This is a genomic window from Massilia arenae, from assembly GCF_008014745.1.
GTDB classification, from domain to species: Bacteria; Pseudomonadota; Gammaproteobacteria; order Burkholderiales; family Burkholderiaceae_D; genus Telluria; species Telluria arenae.
In genome coordinates, this window is record NZ_VPFD01000007.1 from 15,785 (window position 1) to 39,700 (window position 23,916).

The 23,916-nt window shown below is 65.8% G+C and carries 28 protein-coding genes; 7 read left to right on the plus strand and 21 right to left on the minus strand.

Going from position 1 to position 23,916, the window contains the following annotated elements; genetic code table 11:
• Window positions 1-8: 8 nt before the first annotated feature.
• A complete protein-coding gene (gene flgL / locus FVD38_RS08265; RefSeq protein WP_147934377.1) occupies window positions 9-1,238 on the plus strand; it encodes a flagellar hook-associated protein FlgL in 1,230 nt (409 codons plus the stop codon).
• Here the strand turns inward: flgL and FVD38_RS08270 are convergent, their stop codons facing one another.
• Window positions 1,239-3,266 (minus strand): AsmA family protein, encoded by a 2,028-nt coding sequence (locus FVD38_RS08270; RefSeq protein ID WP_229493512.1) that lies wholly within the window; start codon window positions 3,264-3,266, stop codon window positions 1,239-1,241.
• A gap of 196 nt (window positions 3,267-3,462) precedes the next feature.
• On the opposite strand from FVD38_RS08270, the gene FVD38_RS08275 reads away from it, so the two are divergent.
• Both FVD38_RS08275 and FVD38_RS08280 read left to right on the plus strand, forming a co-directional pair.
• Window positions 3,463-4,344, plus strand: a complete 882-nt coding sequence (locus FVD38_RS08275) for a CPBP family intramembrane glutamic endopeptidase (RefSeq protein ID WP_147934379.1) — start codon at window positions 3,463-3,465, stop codon at window positions 4,342-4,344.
• Between the two features lie 55 nt (window positions 4,345-4,399).
• On the plus strand, window positions 4,400-4,885 hold the full coding sequence (locus FVD38_RS08280; RefSeq protein WP_147934380.1) for a GNAT family N-acetyltransferase: 486 nt from the start codon (window positions 4,400-4,402) through the stop codon (window positions 4,883-4,885).
• Here FVD38_RS08280 and FVD38_RS08285 read toward each other — a convergent pair.
• From FVD38_RS08285 to fliF, 14 genes are all read right to left on the minus strand, one after another.
• Complete coding sequence (locus tag FVD38_RS08285) at window positions 4,882-5,805, minus strand: alpha/beta hydrolase (RefSeq protein WP_147934381.1); 924 nt, start codon at window positions 5,803-5,805, stop codon at window positions 4,882-4,884. The two genes, FVD38_RS08280 and FVD38_RS08285, sit on opposite strands and share 4 nt — an antisense overlap.
• 50 nt (window positions 5,806-5,855) lie before the next feature.
• Window positions 5,856-6,701, minus strand: a complete 846-nt coding sequence (gene fliR / locus FVD38_RS08290) for a flagellar biosynthetic protein FliR (protein WP_147934382.1) — start codon at window positions 6,699-6,701, stop codon at window positions 5,856-5,858.
• 9 nt (window positions 6,702-6,710) lie between these two features.
• On the minus strand, window positions 6,711-6,980 hold the full coding sequence (fliQ, locus tag FVD38_RS08295; protein ID WP_005665867.1) for a flagellar biosynthesis protein FliQ: 270 nt from the start codon (window positions 6,978-6,980) through the stop codon (window positions 6,711-6,713).
• A 10-nt stretch (window positions 6,981-6,990) separates the two neighbouring features.
• Window positions 6,991-7,728: a flagellar type III secretion system pore protein FliP gene (fliP, locus tag FVD38_RS08300; protein ID WP_147934383.1), complete on the minus strand. Its 738-nt coding sequence runs from the start codon at window positions 7,726-7,728 to the stop codon at window positions 6,991-6,993.
• Window positions 7,718-8,431 carry a flagellar biosynthetic protein FliO gene (gene fliO / locus FVD38_RS26805; protein WP_229493514.1) on the minus strand — a complete coding sequence of 238 codons (714 nt, stop codon included), beginning with the start codon at window positions 8,429-8,431 and terminating at the stop codon, window positions 7,718-7,720. Before fliO ends, fliP begins: the two co-directional genes overlap by 11 nt.
• A gap of 53 nt (window positions 8,432-8,484) precedes the next feature.
• Window positions 8,485-8,925 carry a flagellar motor switch protein FliN gene (gene fliN / locus FVD38_RS08310; RefSeq protein WP_123067746.1) on the minus strand — a complete coding sequence of 147 codons (441 nt, stop codon included), beginning with the start codon at window positions 8,923-8,925 and terminating at the stop codon, window positions 8,485-8,487.
• Window positions 8,926-8,990: 65 nt separating this feature from the next.
• The gene (fliM, locus tag FVD38_RS08315; protein WP_147934384.1) at window positions 8,991-9,974 is read right to left on the minus strand and encodes a flagellar motor switch protein FliM; all 984 of its coding nucleotides are present in this window, start codon (window positions 9,972-9,974) and stop codon (window positions 8,991-8,993) included.
• A gap of 12 nt (window positions 9,975-9,986) precedes the next feature.
• A complete protein-coding gene (fliL, locus tag FVD38_RS08320; protein ID WP_147934385.1) occupies window positions 9,987-10,508 on the minus strand; it encodes a flagellar basal body-associated protein FliL in 522 nt (173 codons plus the stop codon).
• A gap of 348 nt (window positions 10,509-10,856) precedes the next feature.
• A complete protein-coding gene (locus FVD38_RS08325; RefSeq protein ID WP_147934386.1) occupies window positions 10,857-12,179 on the minus strand; it encodes a flagellar hook-length control protein FliK in 1,323 nt (440 codons plus the stop codon).
• Window positions 12,180-12,186: 7 nt separating this feature from the next.
• Window positions 12,187-12,630, minus strand: coding sequence for a flagellar export protein FliJ (gene fliJ, locus FVD38_RS08330; RefSeq protein ID WP_123070708.1), 444 nt, complete (start codon window positions 12,628-12,630; stop codon window positions 12,187-12,189).
• A 36-nt stretch (window positions 12,631-12,666) separates the two neighbouring features.
• Window positions 12,667-14,106, minus strand: a complete 1,440-nt coding sequence (gene fliI, locus FVD38_RS08335; RefSeq protein WP_370660631.1) for a flagellar protein export ATPase FliI — start codon at window positions 14,104-14,106, stop codon at window positions 12,667-12,669.
• On the minus strand, window positions 14,091-14,822 hold the full coding sequence (gene fliH, locus FVD38_RS08340; RefSeq protein ID WP_147934388.1) for a flagellar assembly protein FliH: 732 nt from the start codon (window positions 14,820-14,822) through the stop codon (window positions 14,091-14,093). The genes fliI and fliH overlap by 16 nt, the downstream gene beginning before the upstream one ends.
• Window positions 14,822-15,826, minus strand: a complete 1,005-nt coding sequence (gene fliG, locus FVD38_RS08345) for a flagellar motor switch protein FliG (protein ID WP_147934389.1) — start codon at window positions 15,824-15,826, stop codon at window positions 14,822-14,824. The genes fliH and fliG overlap by 1 nt, the downstream gene beginning before the upstream one ends.
• Entirely contained in the window at window positions 15,819-17,519 is a 1,701-nt protein-coding gene (fliF, locus tag FVD38_RS08350) for a flagellar basal-body MS-ring/collar protein FliF (RefSeq protein WP_147934390.1), read from the minus strand. Before fliF ends, fliG begins: the two co-directional genes overlap by 8 nt.
• Before the next feature lie 189 nt (window positions 17,520-17,708).
• Between fliF and fliE the strand changes: the two genes are divergently transcribed.
• Window positions 17,709-18,086 (plus strand): flagellar hook-basal body complex protein FliE, encoded by a 378-nt coding sequence (fliE, locus tag FVD38_RS08355; protein ID WP_147934391.1) that lies wholly within the window; start codon window positions 17,709-17,711, stop codon window positions 18,084-18,086.
• Between the two features lie 110 nt (window positions 18,087-18,196).
• Here fliE and sugE read toward each other — a convergent pair whose 3' ends face one another.
• Window positions 18,197-18,517 carry a quaternary ammonium compound efflux SMR transporter SugE gene (gene sugE / locus FVD38_RS08360; protein ID WP_147934392.1) on the minus strand — a complete coding sequence of 107 codons (321 nt, stop codon included), beginning with the start codon at window positions 18,515-18,517 and terminating at the stop codon, window positions 18,197-18,199.
• Window positions 18,518-18,623: 106 nt separating this feature from the next.
• Here sugE and FVD38_RS08365 point away from each other — a divergent pair, with 106 nt between their 5' ends.
• Window positions 18,624-19,526: a LysR family transcriptional regulator gene (locus tag FVD38_RS08365; protein ID WP_147934393.1), complete on the plus strand. Its 903-nt coding sequence runs from the start codon at window positions 18,624-18,626 to the stop codon at window positions 19,524-19,526.
• A 136-nt stretch (window positions 19,527-19,662) separates the two neighbouring features.
• Window positions 19,663-20,082, plus strand: coding sequence for a hemerythrin domain-containing protein (locus FVD38_RS08370; protein WP_123070716.1), 420 nt, complete (start codon window positions 19,663-19,665; stop codon window positions 20,080-20,082).
• A 27-nt stretch (window positions 20,083-20,109) separates the two neighbouring features.
• Here FVD38_RS08370 and FVD38_RS08375 read toward each other — a convergent pair whose 3' ends face one another.
• A complete protein-coding gene (locus tag FVD38_RS08375; RefSeq protein ID WP_147934394.1) occupies window positions 20,110-20,559 on the minus strand; it encodes an RrF2 family transcriptional regulator in 450 nt (149 codons plus the stop codon).
• 148 nt (window positions 20,560-20,707) lie between these two features.
• Here FVD38_RS08375 and FVD38_RS08380 point away from each other — a divergent pair, with 148 nt between their 5' ends.
• Window positions 20,708-21,334, plus strand: a complete 627-nt coding sequence (locus tag FVD38_RS08380) for a response regulator transcription factor (RefSeq protein WP_123070717.1) — start codon at window positions 20,708-20,710, stop codon at window positions 21,332-21,334.
• 171 nt (window positions 21,335-21,505) lie between these two features.
• Here the strand turns inward: FVD38_RS08380 and FVD38_RS08385 are convergent, their stop codons facing one another.
• Genes FVD38_RS08385 through FVD38_RS08400 form a run of 4 tightly spaced genes read right to left on the minus strand, consistent with a single transcriptional unit; the run spans window position 21,506 to window position 23,914 of the window.
• Window positions 21,506-22,063: a hypothetical protein gene (locus tag FVD38_RS08385; protein ID WP_147934395.1), complete on the minus strand. Its 558-nt coding sequence runs from the start codon at window positions 22,061-22,063 to the stop codon at window positions 21,506-21,508.
• A gap of 3 nt (window positions 22,064-22,066) precedes the next feature.
• A complete protein-coding gene (locus tag FVD38_RS08390) occupies window positions 22,067-22,720 on the minus strand; it encodes an SCO family protein (RefSeq protein ID WP_187271519.1) in 654 nt (217 codons plus the stop codon).
• Window positions 22,698-23,303 (minus strand): c-type cytochrome, encoded by a 606-nt coding sequence (locus FVD38_RS08395; RefSeq protein WP_147934495.1) that lies wholly within the window; start codon window positions 23,301-23,303, stop codon window positions 22,698-22,700. The genes FVD38_RS08390 and FVD38_RS08395 overlap by 23 nt, the downstream gene beginning before the upstream one ends.
• Before the next feature lie 8 nt (window positions 23,304-23,311).
• Window positions 23,312-23,914, minus strand: coding sequence for a cbb3-type cytochrome c oxidase subunit II (locus FVD38_RS08400; RefSeq protein WP_147934397.1), 603 nt, complete (start codon window positions 23,912-23,914; stop codon window positions 23,312-23,314).
• Between the last annotated feature and the right edge of the window lie 2 nt (window positions 23,915-23,916).

Sequence of the window (23,916 nt, forward strand, 5' to 3'; positions counted from 1 at the left end):
AGATAATCATGCGCATCAGCACCCAGAGTTTCTACAACACCTCGACCAACCAGCTCAACAACCTGCAGTCGGCGCTCTCGCGCACGCAGATGCAGCTGTCGACCGACCGCCGCCTGCTGACCCCGGCCGACGATCCGGTGGCGTCGGCGCGCGCGCTCGAGGTGACCCAGTCGCAGAACATCAACGCCCAGTTCGCGACCAACCGCAGCAGTGCGAAGTCGTCGATGGGCCACGTGGAATCGGCGCTCCAGAGTGCCGGCGACCTGCTCCAGGAAATCCAGGAGCTGGCGGTGGAGGCCGGCAACGGCATCATGCTGCCAGCCGACCGCGAGAAGCTGGCGACCGAACTCGAAGGACGCCTGACCGACCTGCTGGGCGTGGCCAATACCTCCGATGGTGTGGGGGGCTACCTGTTCTCGGGTTTCAAGACCACCACCCAGCCATTCACGGCGACCGCGAACGGCGCCGCCTACCAGGGCGACTCCGGCGTGCGCCAGCTGCAGGTGAGCGACTCGCGCAAGGTGCCGCTGTCGGCCTCCGGCAGCACCGTGTTCGAATCTATCCCGACCGGCAACGGCGTGTTCACGACCAAGGCCGACGCCACCAACAAGGGCGCCGCGATCATCTCGTCGGGCTCGGTGGTCAACCGCCCGGGCCTGGACAATACGAAGTACGAGATCGAGTTCGGCATGAGCGCGGACACGCCGCCGGTGCCGACTTATTCGGTTTACAACACCAGCAACGATCCGCGCACCGTCCTGCCCGACCAGCAGGACCTGCCCTACAAGGAAGGCCAGCAGATCGCCTTCGGCGGCATGGCGATGGACATCAAGGGCGTGCCGACCGCCGGCGACAAGTTCAGCGTCGAGCCGAGCCAGAAGCAATCGGTGTTCACCACCGTGACCGACCTGATCAAGACGCTGCGCTCGCCCACCGATGGCTCCACCGGCAAGGCGGCCCTGACCAACCAGCTCAATTCGGCGCTCGACAACCTCAAGAACGCCCACGACAACGTGCTGACGGTGCAGGCCTCGGTCGGCGCGCACATGAACGAGCTCGATTACCTGGACATGGCCGGCCTCGACCTCGACATCCAGTATGCGGGCACGCTGGACGACCTGCAGGGACTGGACACGGTCAAGGCGATCTCGGACTTCTCGCAGCAACAGCTGACCTTGCAGGCGGCGCAGATGTCGTTCAAGACGATGTCGGGGCTGTCGCTGTTCAACGTCATTTGATTAGCGCGCCGCCACCGGCTTCGGCGGCGTCTTTGCATTTACTTTCGGCGGCTTGGTCGCTTCCTTGATCTCGGCGCCGCAGTTGGTGTCCGGCGCCTTGTCGATGTTTACCAGCGGCAGCAGGGCAGCCAGGGGATTCACGGCGGCCAGGGCCACGGCGGCGCCCGCCTTCAGCGCCAGTGGCCCCGCCTGCGGCCCGACCTTAGGCTCGGTGAAAGTGCCGCGCGCATACAGCGGCGTACGCAGCGACAGTACGCGCGCGCCCTTGGTCTTGGGTCGCACGTCCAGGTCCAGGCGTTCGCTGGCCAGGTCGACGTAGCCCGACATGTTGACTACCGCGTCCTCGCTGTCGAGCACGAAGCGGTCGATGTTGGCGCGGCCGTTGCGCACTGTGGTCTGGGCCGCCACGCAGTTGAGCATCATCTGCTTGTCGCCGAAGATCTTCACGAAGATGGCGTTGGCCACGTTCAGGCCGGCCAGTTCGAGCATGAACTGGCTGACCGAGCCTTCGGTGACGACGGCATTGATCTCGCCGTGCGAGGTGCCGAGCATGGCGGCCACCGAATTACCCTTGCCGGCCAGCACGCCATCACCGTTGACCTCACCGAAGCTGGCCTGCATCGATTGCAGCTTGGGGAACAGTTCGCGGATCTTGAGACCGCGCGCCGCCAGGCGCGCCCCGGCGTCCAGGGTCTTGCCGTTGCCGTCGAGTCGAATGTTCGACGTGATGCGCCCGCCAGCCATGCCGAAGCTGAGCGGGGTGAGCGTGAGCACCTTGTCCTTCATGCGGATGGTGGCCTCGAGGTCTTCCAGCGGAATGTCGTTGGTGCGCACGATGCGCTTGCCCGAGAACTTGACGTCGGCATCCAGCGCACCCCATTTCTCGGTATTGAAGCCCTCCACCGGCAAGGCCTTGCCGGCCGGCGGCGCCTTGACGCGGCCCGCTGCCTTGGTGCCGGCGCCGGTATCGGCGCCGATGGTCGGACCCAGGTCGGCCAGGCGCAGCTGTTTCGAGGTCAGGCTGCCGCTCAGGAAGGGACGCGGCTTGCGCTGGGCAAAGCTCAGGGTGCCGGCCAGGTCGCTGGCGCCGACCTTGCCCGTGAAGTCTTTGTACGTGAACGTCCAGAATTCGCCGTCCTTCTTGCCCAGCAGATCGCCGCGCGTGGAGTAGGGCGGCGTTTCGGGCAGCAGCACGCCGGTCAGCCCGTACAGGTCGGCCATGCTGGCGCCGGCCAGTTCCATCTTGAGGGCGAAGCCGGAGGGCGAGCGCGGATCGCGGACCACGCCGCGCAGGCCGAGCTTGTTTTCACCGGCGCTGGCCTTGGCCTCGATCGGGAAGGTGATGTCTTCGCCGGTCAGCGACAGCACGGCGCCGGCCTTGCCGCCGCCAACGATCTTCGCCTTGTTGTAGGTGCCGGATAGCGTGAAGGCCAGGCCATACGGCGGCACGCCCTCGGTCGGCGCGGTCTGCTGGCCGTCGATCGAGCGTGCGTCGGCGCGCAGGTCCAGGCGCAGCGGCTCGTCCTGGTAGCGCAGCTTGCCGCTGTCGAAGGACAGGCGCTGGATGTCGACCTCCCATTGCGACGGACCGTTGTCCTTGAAGGTCCAGGAATTGCGGCCGTCCTCGAGGCGCTGCACGGCGATGTCCGGCCCCGCCAGGCGCAGGTCGGTGATGACGACGTCCTTGCGCAGCAGCGGCAGCACGTGCAGGCCCACCTCGACGCGCTGGGCCGCGGCCATCTGCGGGCCGACGGTGCTCCAGGTCGGGTTGCTCATGGTGACGTCGTTGGCGCTGACGTACGGGCGCGGCACGTAGCGCCGCCAGCCGCGTTCGCTATCGAGGCCACGCTGGAACTTCACGTCCAGGTCGCCCCGGATCGCGAATTCACGGCCGGTGGTCTCCGACACCTTGCGGTTGATATACGGCCGCAACATATTCCAGTCGAACAGGAGGAAGAACAGGATCACGATGACCGTGATTCCGAGCAGGATCCAGCCGACGATCTTGAGAGGTCTTGATGTTTTCATGTCGATAGCGGCCACATGCATGGCTTGGTGGAGGCGCTTCGCCCTGGGATGTTCAGGCTACCCCTGCCATGCGGGTTTGTTTGTTGGCTAAGTAGCATTGCGGCTCAAAAGATGGAATTTCAGCATCCGGGGTCTGGCCAATGGCGTAAGTACGAGTTGCTGCCATTCAACCTTGCTCGGAATATAATCACGCTCCATGACCATTCCTGCCCACGTCCTGCTCACTTTCGGCCTGCTGGCCCTGACCGTCCTGTTGCTGTGGGCGCCGCTGCCCGCCATCCGCGGCAACCGCGCCTGGCCCTGGTCCGGCGGCTTGGTGCTGGCCATACTCGCTGGCTTGCACGGCGGCATCCTCGACTGGCGCGCACCGCTGTCGATCGCGGCCTTTGGCGCGCTGGCCTGGGGCGCGCGTGCGGCGTGGGGCAAGACCGCGCGCGCGCTGCTGCTGGTGCTGACCGCAGTCGCCGCCCTGGCGCTGGCGCTGCACAAGGCGCCGGGTTTCCACAATCCGATGCTGGCCGACGGCATCCGCTTTTCCAGCGACGGCGCCCTGTTCGCGCTGTGGGCCAACTTCGACAAGGCGGTCGTGGGCATCGTGCTGGTGGGCGTGTTCTGTGAACGGATCGGCAGCGCGGCCGAATGGCGCGCGATGCTGCGCCGGATCGCGCCGGTGGTGGCGTCAACCCTGGTGGTCGTGCTGGGACTGGGGTGGCTGCTGGGGCAGATCCGGCCGGACGTCAAATGGACGCCTTGGTCGGCCTGGTTCCTCGCCTCCAACCTGTTGATCACCTGCGTGGCGGAGGAGGCGTTCTTTCGTGGCTTCCTGCTCGAGAAGATGGCCTCGGCCATGCGCGGCTGGCGCGGCGGCGTGCTCGTCGCCACGCTCGTGACGTCGGTCCTGTTCGGCCTGGCGCACCTGGGCGGCGGGAGCCTGCTGGCGCTGCTGGCCACGATCGCGGGCCTGCACTACGCGGCGGCCTACCTGCTGTCGAAGCGGGTGGAGGGAGCGATCCTGGCGCATTTTGCCCTCAATGCGGTGCACTTCGTGGCGTTTACCTATCCGGCGCTGGCAGCTTGAGCACTGGCGCGGCGAAGCCGTTACACTGCTATCTATTGCCATATGGAGATTGCAGATGCCGGGCCTCAGGATCCACGAGTTCAGCGACGCGCTTGCGCACCACTTTTACGACATCAACGCGGAGTGGATCAACGCCATGTTCAAGCTTGAAGCGACTGACCGCGAGGTGCTGGAAAACCCGCGCGCGAAGATCGTCGACCCGGGCGGCGTGATCCTGTTCGTGGATGCGCGCGGCCTCGGCATCGTCGGCACCTGCGCGCTGCAAAAGACGGGTGAGCGCAGTTTCGAGCTGACCAAGATGGGCGTGCGCGAAAGCGCGCGTGGGCTGAAGGCCGGCGAGTTCCTGCTGGAGGCGATGATCGCGCGCGCCATGCAGCTCGGGGCCGAACCGCTCTACCTGCTCAGCAACGCCAGGTGCGCCGCCGCCATCCATCTGTACGAGAAGCTGGGCTTCGAGCACGACGCCGGGATTATGGCGGATTATGGCGCGCGCTATGCGCGCTGCGACGTCGCGATGCGCTACCGCGCTCCTGCAAGCTAAGCCAGGAAGAACTCCAGCCCGCGCGCCATGGCCGGGAACATCGCCGAGCCATGGTTTTCTTGGGCCAGCAGGTGGAACTGGACCCGCGCCAGTGTCTGCTCCGCCTGCAGCCGGCCGGCGAGCTCGCGCGCCTCGTCGACCATGCGCCGCCTGGCCGCGATCGCCTCGCGGCCTTCCAGCACGGCGCCATTCGCCGCCGGCTGTTCCAGCTCGCCCACGGTCAGCATCAGCGAAGGTTTCGCGGGCAGGGCGGCAAGTCGCTTGGCGAATCCATCCATGCCGGACAATATCGCGCGCTCGCCGTACCAGATCGACGGGCTGGCCGCGACCCAGGTCTGGAACATGGCGGGGCGGGTGAACAGCGCGTGCAGGGTGCACAGGCCGCCATACGAGTGCCCATACAGCGCCTGGCGCGCCGGGTCGAGCTGCGCCAGCGTCGCCACCAGCGGCTTGAGTTCCTTCTCGATGAAGTCGAGGAAGAGGTCGGCGCCGCCTTCGTTTGCCGGGCCCGCGGCGCCGGTCGGTGGCGTATAGTCGCGCCCGCGCGCGACGTTCCAGGGCTGGTCGCCGGGATAGCCGATGCCGACGATGACGGGCGGCGTCTGGCCGCCCGCACGGCCGCGCCCACCGGCAAAGCGGCTCATCAGCGCCAGGGTCGGAAAGGTGGCGTTGCCGTCCAGCGCGTACAGCACCGGGTAACCGGCGGCGGGCGCCGGGCCTGATGGCACGGCCACGAAGATGCGGTAATGCTGGCCGGTGATGGCGGACTTGATGTCACGCTGCAGGCCCGCCGGCAGCGTGGCCGCTTGCCATCCTTCGGCGGCGTGGGCCAGCGGCGCGGCAAGGCCGGCCAGGGTGGTGACGGCGGCGACCCCGAGCAGGCGGCGGCGATCGGGACGGCAAGGCAAACTGTCGGACATAAAAAACAAGATGAACGAGAACGATTCTCATTTTAACTTGTTTCTTGGGATCAGCCAGGCGCCGGCACCACCGGCGCCGGCTGCGCCGGCGCCTCCCCGGGTGTGCCCGGCTGCGGATTACCGGCGCGCGGCAGCGAACGGGTGGTCTCGATGCCCTGGTTGAACAGGTTGACGATCGGCGCGCTCAGGTAGGGCAGGGCCAGGCTCAGGGTTAGGAAGCCCACGCCCAGCGTGATCGGGAAGCCGATGCCGAAGATGTTCAGCTGCGGCGCGGCGCGCGTCAGGATGCCGAGGGCGACTTGCGTGATCAGGAGGGCGGCGATGATCGGCATCGCGATCTGCAGCCCGGCCGAGAAGATCCGCCCGCCCCAGCGCGCCAGCTCCAGCGCCGCGTTCGAGGAAAACGGCGTTTCGGTGATCGGCATGGTGATGAAACTCTCGGCCAGCGCCTCGAGCAGCACCAGGTGGCCGTTCACGGCCAGGAAGGCCATGGTCGCGACCAGGGCCATGAACTGGCTGATGGCCGACGAGCGGCCGCGCGTGCTGGGATCGAAGAACATGGCGAAGCCCAGGCCCATGGTCTGGCTGGCGACTTCGCCCGCATACTCGACGGCAGCGAACACGAGGCGCATGGCGAAGCCCATCGCCAGCCCGATGATCATTTCCTTGACCAGGATGAGCAGGCCCGCCCACGAGGTCGGATCGACGGCCGGCACCGCCGGCACCAGCGGCGCGATCACGAGCGCCAGGAACACGCCCAGCAAGACCTTGACGCGCAGCGGCACGGCGGCGTTGCCGAACAGCGGCGCGGCCGCGATCAGGCCCAGGATGCGCGACAGCGGCCACAGCAGCGCAGCGATCCAGGTATTGATCTCCGCCGAAGTCAATGTCAGCACGAAGTGCCTTTACCCGATCAACCCCGGAATCCCGGTGAACACCTGCCGCATATAATCGAGCATCACCGACAGCATCCACGGTCCGGCCACCACCAGGGCGACGAACACGCCGACCAGTTTCGGAATGAAGGACAGGGTCGCCTCGTTGATCTGGGTCGCGGCCTGGAAGATGCTGATGATCAGGCCGATGATCAGCGCTACCAGCAGCAGCGGCGCCGAGATCATCAGGGTCACCTCCATGGCCGTGCGGCCCATCGTCATCACGCTTTCGGGTGTCATGGCCGCGTCCTCAGTAGAAACTCTGGGACAGCGAGCCCAGCAGTAACTGCCAGCCGTCGACCAGCACGAACAGCATCAGCTTGAACGGCAGGGCGATGACGGCGGGAGACATCATCATCATACCCATCGCCATCAGAACCGACGCCACCACCATGTCGATGATCAGGAACGGTATGAAGATGGCGAAGCCGATCTGGAACGCCGTCTTGAGTTCGCTGGTGACGAAGGCCGGGATCAGGACCCGCAGCGGAATGTCCTCCGGTCCCTGCAGCGCCTCCGAGCGCGAGATCTTGACGAACAGCGCCAGGTCGGACTGGCGCGTTTGCTTGACCATGAATTCCTTGAGCGGCACCGCGCCGCGGTTCATCGCGTCGGTCATCTGGATCTCGTTGCGCTGCAGCGGCAGATAGGCCTCGCTGTAGATGCGGTCGAAGGTCGGCCCCATCACGAAGAAGGTCAGGAACAGCGCCAGTCCCACCATCACCTGGTTCGGCGGCGCGGTTTGCGTGCCCAGCGCCTGGCGCAGCAGCGACAGCACGATGATGATGCGGGTGAACGCCGTCATCATCAGCAGCGCGGCTGGCAGGAAGGTGAGGGAGGTCAGCAGCAGCAGGGTCTGGACCGGCAGCGAGTACGAGGTGCCGCCGCCCGCCGCCGGGCTGCTCTGGAATGCCGGGATGCCGGGCTGGGCCGCCGCGATCAGCGGCAGGGCCAGTGCGCCGGCCAACAGGAAGTATTTAACTCGCATTGCGTTTGTCGATCGTCTTCTTGAGCCATTCGGAGAAGTTATTCGCCGGGATGGCGCCGTGGGCGGCGGCCGGCGTCAGGTCCGCTTCCTGGCGCGGCATGGTGTGCAGGGCGTTGACGCGGCCCGGCGCGGCGCCGACCACGATCCACTGGTCGCCGACTTCGACGACCATGATGCGTTCGCGTCCGCCCAGGTTCAGGGCGCCGACCACGCGCAGGTTGGCGCTGCCGCCGCTCATCTTGGGGCCGTAGCGCTTCATCAGCCAGGCCAGGCCGGCCAGCAGGCCGAGCACCAGCATCAGGGCCATGATGGTCTTGAGCAGGCCTCCGGCGCCGGGGCTGGCGGTGGACGAGGTGGGCATCGACGTGGGCATGGAAACGCGCGGCGCTTCGCTCAGCGGTGCGGTGGAGGTCGGCGACACGGGCGCGGTAGAGACCGGCGGGGTGGTGTCAATCGTCGCGGCGCCATCGCCGGGGAGCGGGGCGGTCGGCGGGGCTTTCGCGGCGGGTGTGGTGGCCGGGGCCGGGACCGCCGGCGCCGGTGGGCGGCCGGTGGTGGTTTCGCCGGGCCGGCGAGGGGTTTCGGCATCCTCGTGGGCGGCCGGGGCCGGTGCGGTCGAGGTGCCGGCCATGCTGGCCGGCGTCGCTGGCTTTGATGTGGTGTCGGTGGCTTGCTGGGCGAAGGCCAGGCAAGGTGCGAGCAATAACGAGGCGGTGATGACTCGTATGCAATCAAAGACAGGGGCGCGGCGCGGGGTCATTTATTCAGTTTGCGAATCCGTTCAGATGGCGTGATGATATCAGTGAGTCGGATCCCGAACTTGTCATTCACGACCACCACCTCGCCCTGGGCGATCAGGCAGCCGTTGACCAGCACGTCCATCGGCTCGCCGGCCAGGCCGTCCAGCTCGACCACCGAGCCCTGCGCCAGTTGCAGCAGGTTCTTGATGGCGATCTTGGTGCGGCCCAGTTCCACCGTCAGTTGCACCGGGATGTCGAGGATGAAGTCGATGTCGTTCGGCGTCTCGTTGCGCGCGCCCTTGTTCGAGAAATCCTTGAACACGGCGGCAGCCGCGGCCGGGGCGGTCGCCTGCTGTTGCTGGCGTTCGAGCGCCGCGGCTTCGGCCGCGGCCTGCTCGGCGATCGCCGCGCCCCAATCGTCGTCGATGTGGTCCTGGTCTTCCTGGTTGTCCGACATGGTGTTCTCCTGTATTGCTTCTATCTTGCCCCGGCCGGCGCCCTGCGCCTGGCCAATCATATCGATTACTTGCTGAAGGTGTCGCTGTTCGCGAGCAGCTTCTCGACCTTCAGCGCATATTGCCCGTTGTGCACGCCGTAGCTGCAATCCATCACCGGCACGCCGTCGACCGTGGCCTGCAGCATTTCCGGCACCACGATCGGGATCACGTCGCCGATCTTCATGTTCAGGATCTCATCGAAGTTCGCCTTGCCGTTGCCCAGCACCGCAACCAGCTCGACCTCGGCGACCTGGATCTGCTGCGTCAGCAGGCGCACCCAGCGCTTGTCGACTTCCAGCGCCTCGCCCTGGATGCTCGAGGTCAGCGCATCGCGGATCGGCTCGATCATCGAGTAGGGCATGCAGAAGTGGATCTGGCCCGACACCGAGCCCAGCTCGACCGTGAAGGTGCAGGACACCACGACTTCGTTCGGGGTCGCGATGTTGGCGAACTGCGTGTTCATCTCGGAGCGGATGTACTCGAACTCGATCGGGTACACCGGCTCCCACGACTTGCCGTAGGCCTCGAACACGATGTCGAGGATGCGCATGATGATGCGTTGCTCGGTCTGGGTAAAGTCGCGGCCCTCGACGCGGGTGTGGAAGCGCCCGTCGCCGCCGAACAGGTTGTCCACCAGCAGGAACACCAGGCCCGGATCGAACACCATCAGGGCGGTGCCGCGCAGCGGCTTCATGTGGATCAGGTTGAGGTTGGTCGGGACCACCAGGTTGCGGATGAATTCGCTGTACTTGGAGACCCGCACCGAGCCCACCGAGACTTCGGCGCTGCGGCGCAGGAAGTTGAACAGGCCGACCCGCAGATACCTGGCGAAACGCTCGTTGATGATCTCGAGCGTCGGCATGCGGCCGCGCACGATGCGCTCCTGCGTTGCCAGGTTATAGGTGCGTACCCCCGAGGTGTCTTCAGGCGCCGCAATGTCGTCCTGATCGCCGTTGACCCCTTTTAAGAGGGCATCGACTTCTTCCTGTGAGAGGAAATTATCGGCCATGTTTCTTCGAAATTACTGAATGATGAACGAGGTGAATAATACGTCGGACACTTCCTGTTCGTCGCCCTGTTTTTCAAACGGTTCGGTGATCGCCGCCTGGATTTCGGACGCCAATTGCTGCTTGCCCTCCACCGTATTGATTTCGGACGCTTTTTTGCTCGACAACAGGAGCAGCACGCGATTGCGCACGATCGCCATATTATCCTTCACCAGGGTCGACTGTTCCGCGCCCTCGACTTGCAGGGTGAACTGTACCTGCAAATACTGCTCGCCGTTTTCCGGCTGCAGATTGACGGTGAATGCCTCGATCGGCACATATTCCGGTTTAACGGCAGGGTCTTTCTTTTTCTTTTTCTTGGTTTCCTTGGCCGGGGCTTCTTCTTCGCCATGGGCGGCCGAGGACTGGCTGAAATACCAGCCGCCGCCGACGCCCGCGCCAAGCATGAGAACAGCGGCGAGGATCATGATGATGAGCTTTTTCTTCGAGCCGGCCGGCGCCGCTGCTGCCGTGTCCGCTTTCGGATCAGCCTTCATTTTCGGATTCGCTTTCAAAATAGGTCTTCAGTGCTGGTTAAAGGGATTCAACATTATGGCATTGTCGCGGAAAGATGCACCCGGGCAAGCCTAGAAAAGAGGGGGGAAGAGGCAGTAAATCCGGAATTGTTGCAGACGCGCGATGACGGAAAGTAAAAGGGCGGGTGATTTATGGTCGGGCTTATTCGAATGTTACCCTTAAGACCGTCGTTCCCGCGGAGGCGGGAACCCAAGTGTGCATGCGAACCGACTGTGGTGAATGGTGCGGCGGTGCTGAGGAACTTAGGTTCCCGCCTGCGCGGGAACGACGTGCTTAAGCTAACGACGTGTTTGAGTAGGTGGCCGGGATCAGGCGAACAGATCGACCATCCCACGCTCGCCCAGCCCAACGGTGCGGGTACGCGGCGCAACTTCGTTCAACGCTGCCTCGCCCTCGTCGCCAGTGCCGGCGCCGGCCAGGTTGCCATTGCCGCCCGCGCCGCCCGGCGTACGGCGTTGCTCATCCTGCTGCTGGCGTGCGCCGGCGTCGACCGTCGCGTTATTCAGGGCGATGCCGCTTTCACTCATCATCTCGCGCAGGCGCGGGAGGGCGTTTTCCAGGGCCTGGCGCACTTCCAGCTGCTCGGCCGAGAACGCCACGGTGGCCTGGTCGTTGCTCACATTGAGCACGATCTGGACCGGACCCAGATCGGGCGGATTCAGCGTCAGGGTGGCGGCCTGTTCCTTGCCGACCATGTAGACGATGCGCTGGCTGACCTGGTTGTCCCAGGCCTGGCTGCCCACCCGGGCCGGGATGCGGTCGCCCGGCACTGCGGCCGGGTTGCCGACCGCATCCGCCATCTTGGCGGCCTGGGCCTGCAGCTGGGCCAGCGGGGCCGGGGCTTCCTCGACGCTTGTCGCCAGCTGCTGCTGGCTGTCGCGCAACTGGGTCTGGAACTGGGCGGCATCTTGCTGGCCTTCCGGCAGGGCGCCGGCCTGGGCCTGGGGCGCGTTCGGGTCGACCGGGGCGCGCTGCACGCCGGTGGCCAGCGTGACGCCCTTGCCGAGCTCGTCGGTGACGGCGGCGGCGCCGGCGCCGGCCGCGGCGTCATCGCCCGCGGCGGTAGCTGCGCCGGTCATGTTCTCCAGCGCGCTTGCCAAAGCCTTCAATTGCTGGTCGCCGGCGTCGGCCGCCGCAGCATCGGTTGGCACGGCTGCGGCGTCGGCCGCAGCGGGCCTGGTCAGGCTGGCCATGAAGGCCAGCATGTCGGTGACCGGCGTCGTGGCCGCAGCGGCTGCCTCGGCGGCCTCGGCCGCACCTTCGGCTGCCCCGGATTCTTCCTTGCCCTCGGCGGACGCGGTCTTCGCGGTCTTCGCATCGCCTTCGTGGCTGGCCGGCCTGGCGCCGGCCCTGGCCTGCTCGCGCACCGGCTCGCGGTTGGCGGGCTTGTCGGCGGCGTTCGGTTTCGACTGCTGCTGCGCGGCCGGCCTGGACTGCTGGGCCGCCGGAGTCGGTGCCTGTGGCTGCGGCGCCTGCTGGCGCGCCGCCAGTTCGCGCGACAGGGTGGCGCCGAAGGCGCCGGCGCCATTGTTGCGTGCGCTGTCGGCCAGCCGGTCCTGACTCGGGTTGCGTGGCGCGGCGGCATTGGCGCCCGTGGTCTGGAACAGGAGATTCGTGGTCTGCGTCGTCATGTTTGGCTCAGCGTTGTTTGTAGCGGGCGCCACGCGCCGCGTGGTCGTCCATCTGTTTCTGGTCGCGCTTGTTCTGCACCTTGAGCGCCTCGCTCGCGGCACGTTCGTTCAGCGTGCGATACGACAAGCGCTTGCGTTCGCTTTCCTGCAAGGTCTTGCGCTCGGTGTCTGCCTTGAATATTGCATGCTTCAACACGTCGCGCTGGCCATTCAAGGCATTGTCCAGCTTGCCAATAAAGGCAACGAAGTTGTGGTACGCGAACGGCGTGATGCCGGCCACCTGGGCCGCATCCAGCTTGCGCGCATATTCGTCGCGGTAGCCGACCAGCATTTCCAGCTTCTGTTCGGCTTCCTCGACCAGTTTATTGGCCGCGCCCAGGCGCTTGGCGGCAGCATCGGAATCCTTCTGCGCCAGGTCGATCAGTGTTTCAAGTGCGGATAGTTGGGCCATGGTGCTGCGATTCTACCGCTGAGCAATTCTCGCCAATCAGTTGAATAGCGAGGAAAGTTGCCCCAAGCTCTGGGGAAGCGTGGCGTTGTCGTGGATTTCCTGGCACAGGAATTCCTCGATGACCCCATTCTTCGCGATGGCCTGGTCGAGCACCGGATCGCTGCCGGCGGCATAGGCGCCGACATTGATCAGGTCGCGCGAGCGTTGATAGCGTGAATACAGTTGTTTGAGCTTGCGCGCCGCCAACTGGTGTTCGTGGGTCGTGATCGAGTGCATCGCCCGCGAAATCGACTGCTCGATGTCGATCGCCGGATAATGCCCGGCCTCGGCCAGGTGGCGATTGAGCACGATGTGGCCGTCGAGAATACCGCGCGCCGCATCGGCGATCGGATCTTGTTGATCGTCGCCCTCGGACAGCACGGTATAGAAGGCCGTGATCGAACCGCCACCTTCCAGGCCGTTGCCGGCGCGCTCGACCAGCACCGGCAATTTTGCAAACACCGATGGTGGATAACCCTTGGTGGCCGGCGGCTCGCCGATCGCCAGCGCGATCTCGCGCTGCGCCATGGCGTAACGGGTCAGCGAATCCATGATCAGCATCACGTTCTTGCCCTGGTCGCGGAAGTGCTCGGCGATCGCCGTGGCGTAGGCCGCCCCTTGCAGGCGCAACAATGGCGGCGAGTCGGCCGGGGCCGCCACGACGGCCGAGCGCGCGCGGCCTTCGGGGCCCAGGATCTGGTCGATGAATTCCTTGACCTCGCGGCCACGTTCGCCGATGAGGCCGACCACGATGACGTCGGCTTCGGTATAGCGCGCGATCATCCCCAGCAGCACCGATTTGCCGACGCCGGTGCCCGCGAACAGGCCCAGGCGCTGGCCACGGCCGACGGTGAGCATCGCATTGATGGCGCGCACGCCGACGTCGAGCGTGTCCTTGATCGGCGCGCGGTCGAGCGGATTGACCGGCCGCGCATTGAGCGGGCCCACCTCGGTCGTGTTGAGCGGGCCGAGGCCGTCGAGCGGCCGGCCGGCGCCATCGACCACGCGGCCCAGCAGCTGCATGCCGACCGGCAGGTGGCGCGCGCGGTCTTGCGGACGCCGGCGTCCGTGCGGCACGGTGCCCGGCGGCGGCAGCACGCTCTCGACCGGGAACACGCGCGAACCGGGCACCACGCCCTCGGTATCGCTTTGCGGCATCAGGAACAGGCGCTCGCCCTCGAAACCGACCACTTCGGCCTCGATGAAGCCGCTGGCGGTGGGGATCGTGGCGGCGGCGCCCACCGCGAGGCGCAGCCCGACGCATTCCATCACCAGTCCGGCCACGCGCGTGACGCGGCCCGACACCTGCATCGGATCGGCGAAGCTGACCAGGGTGTCGCAATCGCGCAGGAAGGACTTCCAGCGCCCCGTGTGCGGGTCGCTGCTGCCCGTGCCTTCCTGGTGATGCTGGTGCTCGTCCATCAGTCGCCCAGCCATTCGACGTTGGCGCCCAGCGCATGGGTCAGGCGATTCCAGCGGGCCATGGCCTGCGCGTCGATCTGATTGGTGGCGGTCTCGACCTTGCAACCGCCGCGTGCGATGGAACCGTTCTCGACGATGCGCCAGCCGCCTTTCGTCAATTCCTCGGCCATGCCATGGCGCACCAGTTCGGCGTCCTGCGGGTTCAGGGTGAGCACGGCCGGCTGTTGCAGCACGGGCAGCTGGTCGATGGCGTCGCGCACCACCGACAGGATGAGTTCGGGACGCACGTCGAAACCGGTGCGCACCATGCCGCGCGCCAGGCGCAGGGCCAGTTCGAGCACGTCGCGGGCGATGGTCTCGTCGGCCTGGGCGATGGCGTCGCTGAAGCCGGCGGCCACCTGGCGCAGCTGCTCCAGCTCGGTCGCGGCTTCGCGCTGGCCGGCCTCGGCGCCTTCGGCATAACCCTGCGCATGGCCCTCCTGATGGCCCTGGGCGCGGCCTTCTTCCAGCCCTTGCGCGTAACCTTCCTGGCGCGCCGCTTCGCGCATCGCTTCCAGTTCCTCGACGCTCGGCAGGTTGAATCCGGGCGGCAGGGCGGGGCTGCTGTCAGCAGGGGGCGTGGCCACGGCGGCTTCGGCCGCGCGGCGTGCGAGCGTGCTGGGGCGATCGTCGCCGAACGACGCCATTTCCCAGCGCTGGTAGGCGCTCTGCTGTTCTTTCGGTAGTGCCATCAGACGAACGAATCCTCACCTTTACCGCCCAGCACGATCTGGCCTTCGTCGGACAGACGACGCACGATCTGCAGGATCTGTTTCTGCTGCGATTCTACTTCGGACAGGCGCACGGGACCCTTCGATTCCAGGTCTTCGCGCATCATCTCGCTGGCACGCTGCGACATATTCTTGAACACCTTCTCGCGCAGATCCTGCGAAGCGCCCTTGAGGGCGATGATCAGCATCTCGGACTGCACTTCACGCAACAGCAACTGGATGCCGCGATCGTCGATGTCGATGATGTTGTCGAACACGAACATCTCGTCCATGATCTTCTGCGCCATGTCGTTGTCGTAGTTCTTGATATTGTCCATCACGGCCGACTCTTGTTCGCCGCTCATGAAGTTCAGGATCTCGGCCGCGGTGCGCACGCCGCCCAGCGAGGACTTCTTGATGTGTTCGTTACCCGACAACAGCTTGGTCAGCACGTCGTTCAGCTCGCGCAGTGCGGCCGGCTGCACGCCGTCCAGCGTGGCGATGCGCAGCACGACGTCGTTACGCAGTCGTTCGGTAAAGTTTGCCAGAATTTCGCAAGCCTGGTCGCGCTCGAGGTGGACCAGGATGGTGGCGATGATCTGCGGGTGCTCGTTGCGGATCAGCTCGGCCACCGAGACCGAGTCCATCCACTTCAGGCTCTCGATGCCCGACGCGTCCTTGCCACCGAGAATACGGTTCAGCAAGACGGCTGCCTTGTCGTCGCCCAGGGCCTTGGTCAGCACCTGGCGGATGTACTCGTCCGAATCGAGGCCGACGGTCGAGTGGAGGTTGGTCTCTTCGACGAACTCTTCGAGCACCGTGACCACCTGGCCGTGCTGCACCGCCTTCATCTGCGCCATCGCGGCGCCCAGCTTGAGCACTTCGCGCGGGCCGAGGAATTTCATCACCTCGGCCGCTTCGGCTTCACCCAGGGCCAGCATCAGGATTGCCGCCTTGTTCGTGCCGTCCTTGTCTTTATCACTCATTTGAACCCAACCATGCTTTGATCACGTTTGCGACGATGCGCGGATCCTGGTTTGCCAGGTCTTTCGCCAGTTTCAGGTTGGCGCGGTAACCCATGTCACGGCGAATCTTTTCTTCTTCCTCGAGCTCTTCTTCGTCAGCCTCGGCTTCCTGTTCGCCTTCCTCGCCTTCGACCTTGTCTTCTTCCTTCGGCTCTTCGGGCACGGCGGTCGCTTCGTCGAACTTCTTGATCGCCGGGCGCAGCAGCGGGCGCAGGAAGCGGAAGTACAGGAAGGCGATCACTGCGGCCACGAAAGCGTAGCGGGCCAGGTCCTTGAACAGCGGCATATTTGCCGGGTCACGCCACCAGTCCGGTTCTACCACTGCTTCGGCCGGCTTGTCCACACCGTCGAACGGTGCGTTGGTCACGTTCAGGGTGTCGCCGCGTGCCTGGCTGTAACCCATTGCCTGCTTGACCAACTCATTGATCTGGGCCACTTCGTTGGCCGCCAGCGGACGCACGGTGACCTTGCCGGTGGCCGGGTCGACGATGCGGCGGTAGTTGACCACCACGCCGACCGTCAGGCGCTTGACGCCGCCCATCGGACGCTGTTCGTAGCGGATGGTCTTGTCGACTTCGAAATTGGTGGTCGAATTCTTGGTGCTCGGACCGGTAGGGGCAGGCGCTTCGGCCGGGGCTTCGCCATCGATCGGCGCGGTGTTCACGCCCGGCGGCTGGTTCGACAGCGCGCCCGGGATGCCGGATGCGCCGGCGCCGGCGCCTTGCGTTTCCGAGGTCTGCTGGCTGCGGATTGCCTGTGGCTCGGGCGGCGAGTTCGGCTTGTAGATCTCGGCCGCGGTATCTACCTGGGCGAAGTCGATCTCGGCGGTGGCCTGGGCGCGCACATTGCCTTCGCCGACCAGCGGCTTGATCATCGCTTCGACCTGCTTGATGATGTTTTCCTGGACCTGGTCCACGTATTTCAGCTGAGTGGCGTCGAGCATCTTGTTGCCCGCGCCTTTGCCGGCCTGTTCCGACAGCAGGGCGCCGGTCTGGTCGACCACGGTCACGTTGCCGAAGGTCAGCTCAGGCACGCTGGAGGCGACCAGGTGGACGATGGCGCTGACCTGGCCCTGGTCGAGGGCGCGGCCCGGCTGCAGGTTGAGCAGCACCGAAGCGGTCGGTTTTTGCTGGTCGCGCACGAACACGGACGGCTTCGGCAGCGCCAGGTGGACGCGCGCGGCGCTCACCGAACCCAGCGACTGGATCGAACGCGCCAGCTCGCCTTCGAGCGAACGCTGGTAGTTGACCTGTTCCAGGAACTGGGACACGCCCAGCTTCTGGTTTTCCATCAGCTCGAAGCCGACGTTGCCGCCCTTCGGCAGGCCTTGCGCGGCCAGCTTCAGGCGCAGGTCGTGGATCTGCTCGGCCGGCACCAGGATCGCGGTGCCGCCTTCGGAAAACTTGTATTGCACCCCCATCTGGTCGAGCGATGCGGTGATCGCCCCACCGTCGCGGTCGCTGTAGTTCGAGAACAGCACGCGATATTCAGGCGCCTGGCTCCACATCCAGACAGCGATCATCAGCGCCAGGATGAGCGCGATGCCACCGCCGATGGCGACGCGCTTGCCCATGGTCGTCTGGAAAAACGACTGGGGCGCTGCCGGAGGCTGGCCCTGGGTGGTGTCGAGAAGGTCTTCCGCAGTTGCAGCCATGTTGGATGGATTCAGGTGAATGTGTGGGAACAGGCAGCATTATGGAGCCAGGGGGCAACATTCAAACCCCGAAATAGGGGGCGTTTACCGCCCTAACTCACGGGTGAAATTGGCGCCTGCACTGATATTCTGCTTTCCTGAGTGCATTTGTAGATGATTCTACAAGGCAATAACATGCAGGAGGGTAACATGAGTATTGGCGGTATCGGCGGCATCGACAGCAGCCGCATCCAGGCCATGATGGAGCAGCTCAAGGCGGCGGCCACCAAGCCGGAGTCGGCGGGGCCGGTTGCGCCCGCTGGCCTTGGCAGTGCCAGCGCGGTGGGCGGCAAGTCCGCGGTCAAGCTGGACTTTGCGGAGGCCTTGCACAATTCCTTGCAGGGCGTGAGCGACCGCTCGGCCGAGGCGCAGGCGCTCAGCAAGCGCTTTACCATGGGCGACGACACGGTCAGCCTGTCGGACACCATGGTCGCGATGCAGAAATCGAGCATCGCCTTCCAGGCGACGGTGCAGGTGCGTAATAAACTGGTGTCGGCTTATCACGACATCATGAATATGCAGGTGTGAGGTCGGTGGGGGCCTATCGTTTTCCTTGTGTGGGGAGCGCCGAGGCGCGATGCCTGGCGTGCCCCTGCGATGAATCGGATGTCGTGAAATCGACACGCCCCAAGAATATATCAAGCCGGCGTCGCCAGCTTCAGGCCGACGATGCCCGCCGCGATCAGGCCGATGCAGACCAGGCGCGCCGGATTGGCCGATTCGCCGAACAGGACGATGCCGACCAGGGCCGTGCCGACCGCGCCGATGCCGGTCCAGATCGCATATGCCGTACCCAGCGGCAGCGTCTTCATGGCCTGGGACAGCAGGCCGAAGCTGACCGCCATCGCCGCCACGGTGCCGACCGTCGGCCACAGGCGGGTGAAACCTTCCGTGTACTTCAGGCCGACGGCCCAGCATATCTCAAACAAACCGGCCAGAAACAAGACCAACCACACCATGATGCTCTCCTTGGATGAATACGGCAGACCTTACCGCTGACAATGAGTACATCTTATGTGAATTGAGATGATGGAAAAAGTCAGCAGCTATCAGTATGATTGATAGATGGCTTTCGATCTCGACCACTTGCGCATCCTGCTCGCCGCCGTCGACCACGGCTCTTTCTCCGCCGCTGCGCGCGCATTGGGGCGCGTGCCGTCCGCCGTCAGCATGGCCATCGCCAACCTGGAGGCCGAACTCGGACTGGAACTGTTCGATCGCAGCGGCCGCGAACCGCGTCCCACCGCGCACGCGCTGGCCTTGCTGCCGCAGGCGCGCCTGCTGGTCGAACAGTTGCGGCTGCTGAACCAGCACGCGCTGTCGCTGAGTCAGGACCTCGAACCTTCGCTGACCCTGGTGCTGGTGCCCGAGCTAATGGCCGCGGCACCCTGGCATGATGCCTTGCGCGCGCTGTCCGACGCGTTCCCCTTGCTGGAAGTGAACGTCCTGAGCGCGGCGCAAGCCGATGCGCTGGCGATGTTGCAGAATGGCCGCGCCGACCTGGCGCTGGTGTTCGAACGCTATGGCATGGACCCGCGCGAGGGCTTCCAGGAAGTGGCCCACGAAACCCTGGTGGCGGTGCTGGCGCCCGATCACCCCTTGCTGGCGCGGGTGCCGGCCGGCGCGATCCGCGACCAGCACCTGCTGGGCGAGCGCCAGATCGTGATGGCTGGCCGCCACGCCGACCAGGTCGACAAGCGCATCGCCATGTCGCGCCTGCAGTGGAAGACCGACAACCCGGTCGCGGCGCTCAGCCTCGTCACCGCCGGCCTCGGCTGGGCCTGGCTACCCGCCGGCTTCGTGCGTGCACCGCTGGCGGATGGTCAGCTGGTGCAAATCCCTTCGGCCAATTTCACCAACATCATGAAGCTGTTCGTCGACGTGGTCTGGGCCAACAACCGTCCGCAAGGATTGGCGGCGCGGCGCTTCGTGGCCTTGTTGAACGAACGCCGCATCCATTCGGCCTGAGGCCAGGGCAGGCCGCAAGGCTGGCCGGACGCAGTGCGGGCCAAAAGAAGCATAGAGTTTGCATCTTTACGGAAATCGCATTACACTTGGTTAACTGCTGAGCACAAGCCTCGGTAGACAGACGAAGGAAGCGATCATGAACATCGATAAATTCAAGCACCAGCATCTCGACATCCTCGACGGCATCGACCGCCTGCGCGCCAGCAGCCAGCAGGGCGTGGCCGAGCACGCGGAAGAGATCGCCGCGCAGATCCTGGCGATGAGCGGCGTGGTGCGGCTGCACCTGGCGGTCGAGAACGACACGCTGTATCCGGCGCTGGCGAAAGGCGACCTGCGCCTGGCGCGCATGAGCCAGTCTTACCAGAACGAGATGGGTGACATCGCCGCCGACTACCTGGCATTCGCCGGGCGCTGGAACCTGGCCAGCCGGCTGGTCAAGGCGCCGGAGCAGTTCAGGCAAGAGGCGAACCGGGTGCTGCGCAAGCTGTACCAGCGCATCCGGCGCGAAGACCGGGAATTCTATCCGGCGATCGAGGCCGGGGCGGTCGCCGCCTAAGAACCTACCGGGATAGGTTCTAAGGGTTCAGGCGGCCTTGCGCCGGTGCACCGTGACCGGCACTTCGCGCGGACGCGGCTCGGGCAGCAGGGAAGCGAGGGTGTGGCGGTCGAGTTCGGCCAGATAGGCCGCGGTGGCATTGCCCAGCACGCTCTTCAGGCCGCAAGCCTTGACCAGGCCGCAAGGCGTGCCGTTGGGGTCAAAGCACTCGGCCATGTAGAAGTCGCTCTCGCTCATGCGCACGATGGCGCCGACGTTGATGTCCTTCGGTTCGTGTGCCAGGCGGAAACCACCGTTGCGGCCGCGAATGGTTTCGATGGTGCCGTTGCGTGCGAGTTCATTCACCACCTTCATGAGGTGGTTTTTAGAAATGCTGTGCAGGTCAGCGATCTCCTGGATCGTCACCAGGCGACCGGGGTTGCTGCCCAGATGCAGCAGCGTGCGCAACGTGTAATCGGTGAAGGAGGTCAGACGCATGATCGGCCAAGTATAACGCATTCGACCCGACGCCGACCGGGGACCTGCCGGCGCAATTTTTACATGTATTAACTTGCCGGACTTAACTTGTCGTTCCAATATGAACGAACGGGTAGCGAGCCCGACGCAGCTAAATCAGGAGTACACCATGCCTACCATTCCATCCGCCGTTCATATCATCCACAACGATCCGGTGATGACCGCCGGCCTGCACGCCATCCTCGCCGACCGCCCCGAATGGCGCGTCAGCACCCACCTGAGCCAGCCCGAGGCGCGGCAGGTGGCGCGGGTGCTGGTCGCCGACTACGACACGGGCCTCGCGCTGGCGCGCCAGCCCGAGCACGCGGGGCTGCGCCGACCCAGTGTCCTGATCGTTACCCAGCTCGACAAGGAATGGGAAGTGCGCCTCGCGATGGACGCGGGCGTGCATGGCTATGTGCTGCAGTCGTGCAGCCAGGACGAGCTGCTCAAGGCGGTCACGTCGCTGGCCCAGGGCCAGCGCTACCTGAGCGAATCGGTGACGCGCAGCGTGGCCGATAGCCTCAGCCGCGAGAACCTGACCGGCCGCGAGACCGATGTGCTGCAACTGCTGGCCGAAGGCTGCTGCAACAAGTCGATCGCGCGCAAGCTGGGCATCGGCGTCGGCACCGTCAAGACCCATGTGAAGGGCGTGATGAGCAAGCTCGACGCCACCGCGCGCACCCATGCGGTGGTGGTCGCCACCCAGCGCGGCCTGATCCGTCCCGGCAGCGGCATCCGCAGCGCGTATAACTGAGCCGCAGCACGTCATCGGGTAGCCCGCAGCCCAAGCACGTCATTCCCGCGCAGGCGGGAATCCAAGTGTGCGTGCTTGACCACATAATTTGGCGCTTGCCACTGCTCGGAAGCCTTGGATTCCCGCCTGCGCGGGAATGACGTGCTGAGGCTGCGGGTCACTGAGTGGCCGCTACGACTTTTCCGGCGGGTCGGCGAAATGGCGGGCGTTGACGATGCACCAGGCCACGCCCAGCGCCAGCGCCAGTGCGACGAGGGCGGTGCCGGTGACGGTCTGGTCGTCGAGCAAATAGGCGTTGCACAGGCGTTGCGGCAGTTCGCGGTACAGCATGCCGGCGATCGCCATCATGGCGCAGATATTGGCGACATAAAACAGCTGGACCACCACGTGGGCCCGGCGCAGGGCGCCCGGCAGGGCGGCGCCGAGCAGCAGCAGGCTGGCGAACTTGGCGCCGGCCGCGAGCGGTTCGAACAGCGCCTGTTCCAGCGCGCGCGGAATCATCCAGTAGGTGGTGACGAAGGCCGTCGCGGTGAAGGTCGCCAGGCCATGGAGGTCGCAGCGCGCCAGGCCCGGCGGCAGGCGCAGCGAGGGGCCCAGCAGCGCGCCGCACAGCACCAGCAACGGCAGCTGCACCAGCATATGACGCAGCATCGATGCTTCCAGCGGCGCGCGGGTGGCCAGCAACACCCCCAGCAGCGCGGGGCCGCTCCAGCGCATCAGGCGCGTCATCGCCTACGTCCTTTCCGCGGCGCGCGCCAGCGCGTCGTCGAGCGCGGCGCCGGGCTCGGTGTAGTCGAGGATGCGCACCAGGCGCCCGTCGCGGCCGACCACGTGGAAGGCCGCATTGTGTTCGAACTCGCCCAGCGGCGCCGGCACCACGATCACGCCGAAGGCGTCGAGCAGGCGGCGCCGTTCGGCATCGTTCGGTATTCCGTACAGGCGCCACACGTCCGGATCGCTTTTCATCATGCGGCCGTACTGGGTCAGCGCGCGCGCATCGTCGCGCGGATCGAAGCTGATCGTCACCAGGCGCACCTTGTCCGCCGCGCCGCGCGCGCGGATCTCGTCCTGCATCTGCTGCAGCTCGGTGCCGACCACGCGGCAGATCGACTGGCAGCGCGCATAGATGAAGGTGACCAGGGTGATGCGGCCGTCGCGCGCCAGCTCGTCGGCGAGCAGGCGCGCCGCGCCGTCGGCGCCGCCCAGCGTCGCCGGCGGCAAGCGCAGCGGACGTTCGGCCACCTCGATGCGGCGCGCGGCCTCGGTCGAGATCGCGCGAAAGCCGCTGCTGCCGTAGTACAGGGCGGCGCTGCCGGCCAGGGAGATGGCCAGCACGGCCAGCAGGGTGGCGCGGCTACCGGTGCTATTTGAACGAGGCGAGTTCATCGTCGCCCTTCCATGGCGCCGTGCGATCGGCGCTGGCGCTGCGCGCCTCGGCGACCAGTTTCGCATCGACCGCATCGGCGCGGTTGCCGAACTGGCTGCGGATATGGGTCAGCAGGGCCGCCATCTCGGCGTCCTCCAGCTTGTCCTTGAAGGGCGGCATCATGCCGTTGTAGGCGGCGCCTTTCACCGTCAGGGTGCCGGAGACCCCGTGCAGCACGATCTGCGCCAGGCGCTTCGGATCGCCCGTCACCCATTCCGATTCCGCCAGCGGCGGGAACACGCCGGCCAGGCCCAGGCCGCTGGCCTGGTGGCAGGCCACGCACTGGGCGTTGTAGATCTGGGCGCCGTCGACCTTGGCGCCCGGCGCCGGTCCCTGCAGGGTGGCCAGGGTGCGGTGGTCGCCGAAGGCGGCGTCGTCGTTGCTCTGGGTGACGTAGATATAGCCGATGCCCCAGGCCACCAGGCCGATCACTACCGCCATCAGCGGTTTCGGGAACGGGCGCTCGCCTTCGGTCGGATCGGGGTTCTCGCGGCGCTGGGCGCGTTCGTGCTTACGCTCGTGTTCAGGCTGTCCATCATTCATCTGCTCACTCATTTGCGTTCCCTCTGCGTGCCGATGGTCTCGACCGCCGGATAGGTATGATCCAGGCCCACCAGGTAGGCCACCAGGTCGAGCGCCTCCTGGCGCGCCACCACCACCTTGCCGGCCGGCGTGTAGCCGCGCGGCAGCGTCACCACGCGGTCGCCTTCGTCCGCCTTGTCCTTGACCTCGAACAGGTAGGGATAGGCTGGCATGATCGAGCCGGCGACGTAGGCGCGCGGCTGGTACATATGGCCCAGGTGCCAGTCGACGCTGGGCTGGCGCGCGCCGATGTTGAACAGGTCGGGCCCGGTGCGCATGGTGCCCAGCAGGTGCGGCTTGTCGTAGTGGTAGTCGGCCGCCACCGAGGCGCGGCCCCAGCCGCGCTTGTCGTCCGGCGCCTGTACGGAATCGCGCGGCTGCTGCGAGTGGCAATAGATGCAGCCGTTGGCGATGTACACCTGGCGTCCGCGCAGCTCGGCCGAGCTATACGGCCTGAGTCCCGGCGGCGGCTCGCCGTCCTTGAGCTGCATGTGCGGCACCACCACCAGCGCCGATGTCGCCAGCGCCAGCGTCACCATCGCGCCGCCCAGCAGTTTGAGTTCGTCTTGCATGA

Coding starts and splice junctions, on each gene's coding strand:
- FVD38_RS08395 (WP_147934495.1), bottom strand. CDS start 23,303: ATGAATGATGGACAGCCTGAACACGAGCGTAAGCACGAACGCGCCCAG.
- fliG (WP_147934389.1), bottom strand. CDS start 15,826: ATGAGTGATAAAGACAAGGACGGCACGAACAAGGCGGCAATCCTGATG.
- FVD38_RS08390 (WP_187271519.1), bottom strand. CDS start 22,720: ATGAACTCGCCTCGTTCAAATAGCACCGGTAGCCGCGCCACCCTGCTG.
- FVD38_RS08365 (WP_147934393.1), top strand. CDS start 18,624: ATGGCTTTCGATCTCGACCACTTGCGCATCCTGCTCGCCGCCGTCGAC.
- fliN (WP_123067746.1), bottom strand. CDS start 8,925: ATGTCGGACAACCAGGAAGACCAGGACCACATCGACGACGATTGGGGC.
- fliQ (WP_005665867.1), bottom strand. CDS start 6,980: ATGACACCCGAAAGCGTGATGACGATGGGCCGCACGGCCATGGAGGTG.
- FVD38_RS08380 (WP_123070717.1), top strand. CDS start 20,708: ATGCCTACCATTCCATCCGCCGTTCATATCATCCACAACGATCCGGTG.
- FVD38_RS08385 (WP_147934395.1), bottom strand. CDS start 22,063: ATGACGCGCCTGATGCGCTGGAGCGGCCCCGCGCTGCTGGGGGTGTTG.
- fliM (WP_147934384.1), bottom strand. CDS start 9,974: ATGGCCGATAATTTCCTCTCACAGGAAGAAGTCGATGCCCTCTTAAAA.
- FVD38_RS08325 (WP_147934386.1), bottom strand. CDS start 12,179: ATGACGACGCAGACCACGAATCTCCTGTTCCAGACCACGGGCGCCAAT.
- FVD38_RS08280 (WP_147934380.1), top strand. CDS start 4,400: ATGCCGGGCCTCAGGATCCACGAGTTCAGCGACGCGCTTGCGCACCAC.
- fliJ (WP_123070708.1), bottom strand. CDS start 12,630: ATGGCCCAACTATCCGCACTTGAAACACTGATCGACCTGGCGCAGAAG.
- FVD38_RS08370 (WP_123070716.1), top strand. CDS start 19,663: ATGAACATCGATAAATTCAAGCACCAGCATCTCGACATCCTCGACGGC.
- FVD38_RS08270 (WP_229493512.1), bottom strand. CDS start 3,266: ATGAAAACATCAAGACCTCTCAAGATCGTCGGCTGGATCCTGCTCGGA.
- fliE (WP_147934391.1), top strand. CDS start 17,709: ATGAGTATTGGCGGTATCGGCGGCATCGACAGCAGCCGCATCCAGGCC.
- FVD38_RS08400 (WP_147934397.1), bottom strand. CDS start 23,914: ATGCAAGACGAACTCAAACTGCTGGGCGGCGCGATGGTGACGCTGGCG.
- sugE (WP_147934392.1), bottom strand. CDS start 18,517: ATGGTGTGGTTGGTCTTGTTTCTGGCCGGTTTGTTTGAGATATGCTGG.
- fliH (WP_147934388.1), bottom strand. CDS start 14,822: ATGGCACTACCGAAAGAACAGCAGAGCGCCTACCAGCGCTGGGAAATG.
- FVD38_RS08275 (WP_147934379.1), top strand. CDS start 3,463: ATGACCATTCCTGCCCACGTCCTGCTCACTTTCGGCCTGCTGGCCCTG.
- fliL (WP_147934385.1), bottom strand. CDS start 10,508: ATGAAGGCTGATCCGAAAGCGGACACGGCAGCAGCGGCGCCGGCCGGC.
- flgL (WP_147934377.1), top strand. CDS start 9: ATGCGCATCAGCACCCAGAGTTTCTACAACACCTCGACCAACCAGCTC.
- fliP (WP_147934383.1), bottom strand. CDS start 7,728: ATGCGAGTTAAATACTTCCTGTTGGCCGGCGCACTGGCCCTGCCGCTG.
- fliI (WP_370660631.1), bottom strand. CDS start 14,106: ATGGCTGGGCGACTGATGGACGAGCACCAGCATCACCAGGAAGGCACG.
- fliF (WP_147934390.1), bottom strand. CDS start 17,519: ATGGCTGCAACTGCGGAAGACCTTCTCGACACCACCCAGGGCCAGCCT.
- FVD38_RS08285 (WP_147934381.1), bottom strand. CDS start 5,805: ATGTCCGACAGTTTGCCTTGCCGTCCCGATCGCCGCCGCCTGCTCGGG.
- FVD38_RS08375 (WP_147934394.1), bottom strand. CDS start 20,559: ATGCGTCTGACCTCCTTCACCGATTACACGTTGCGCACGCTGCTGCAT.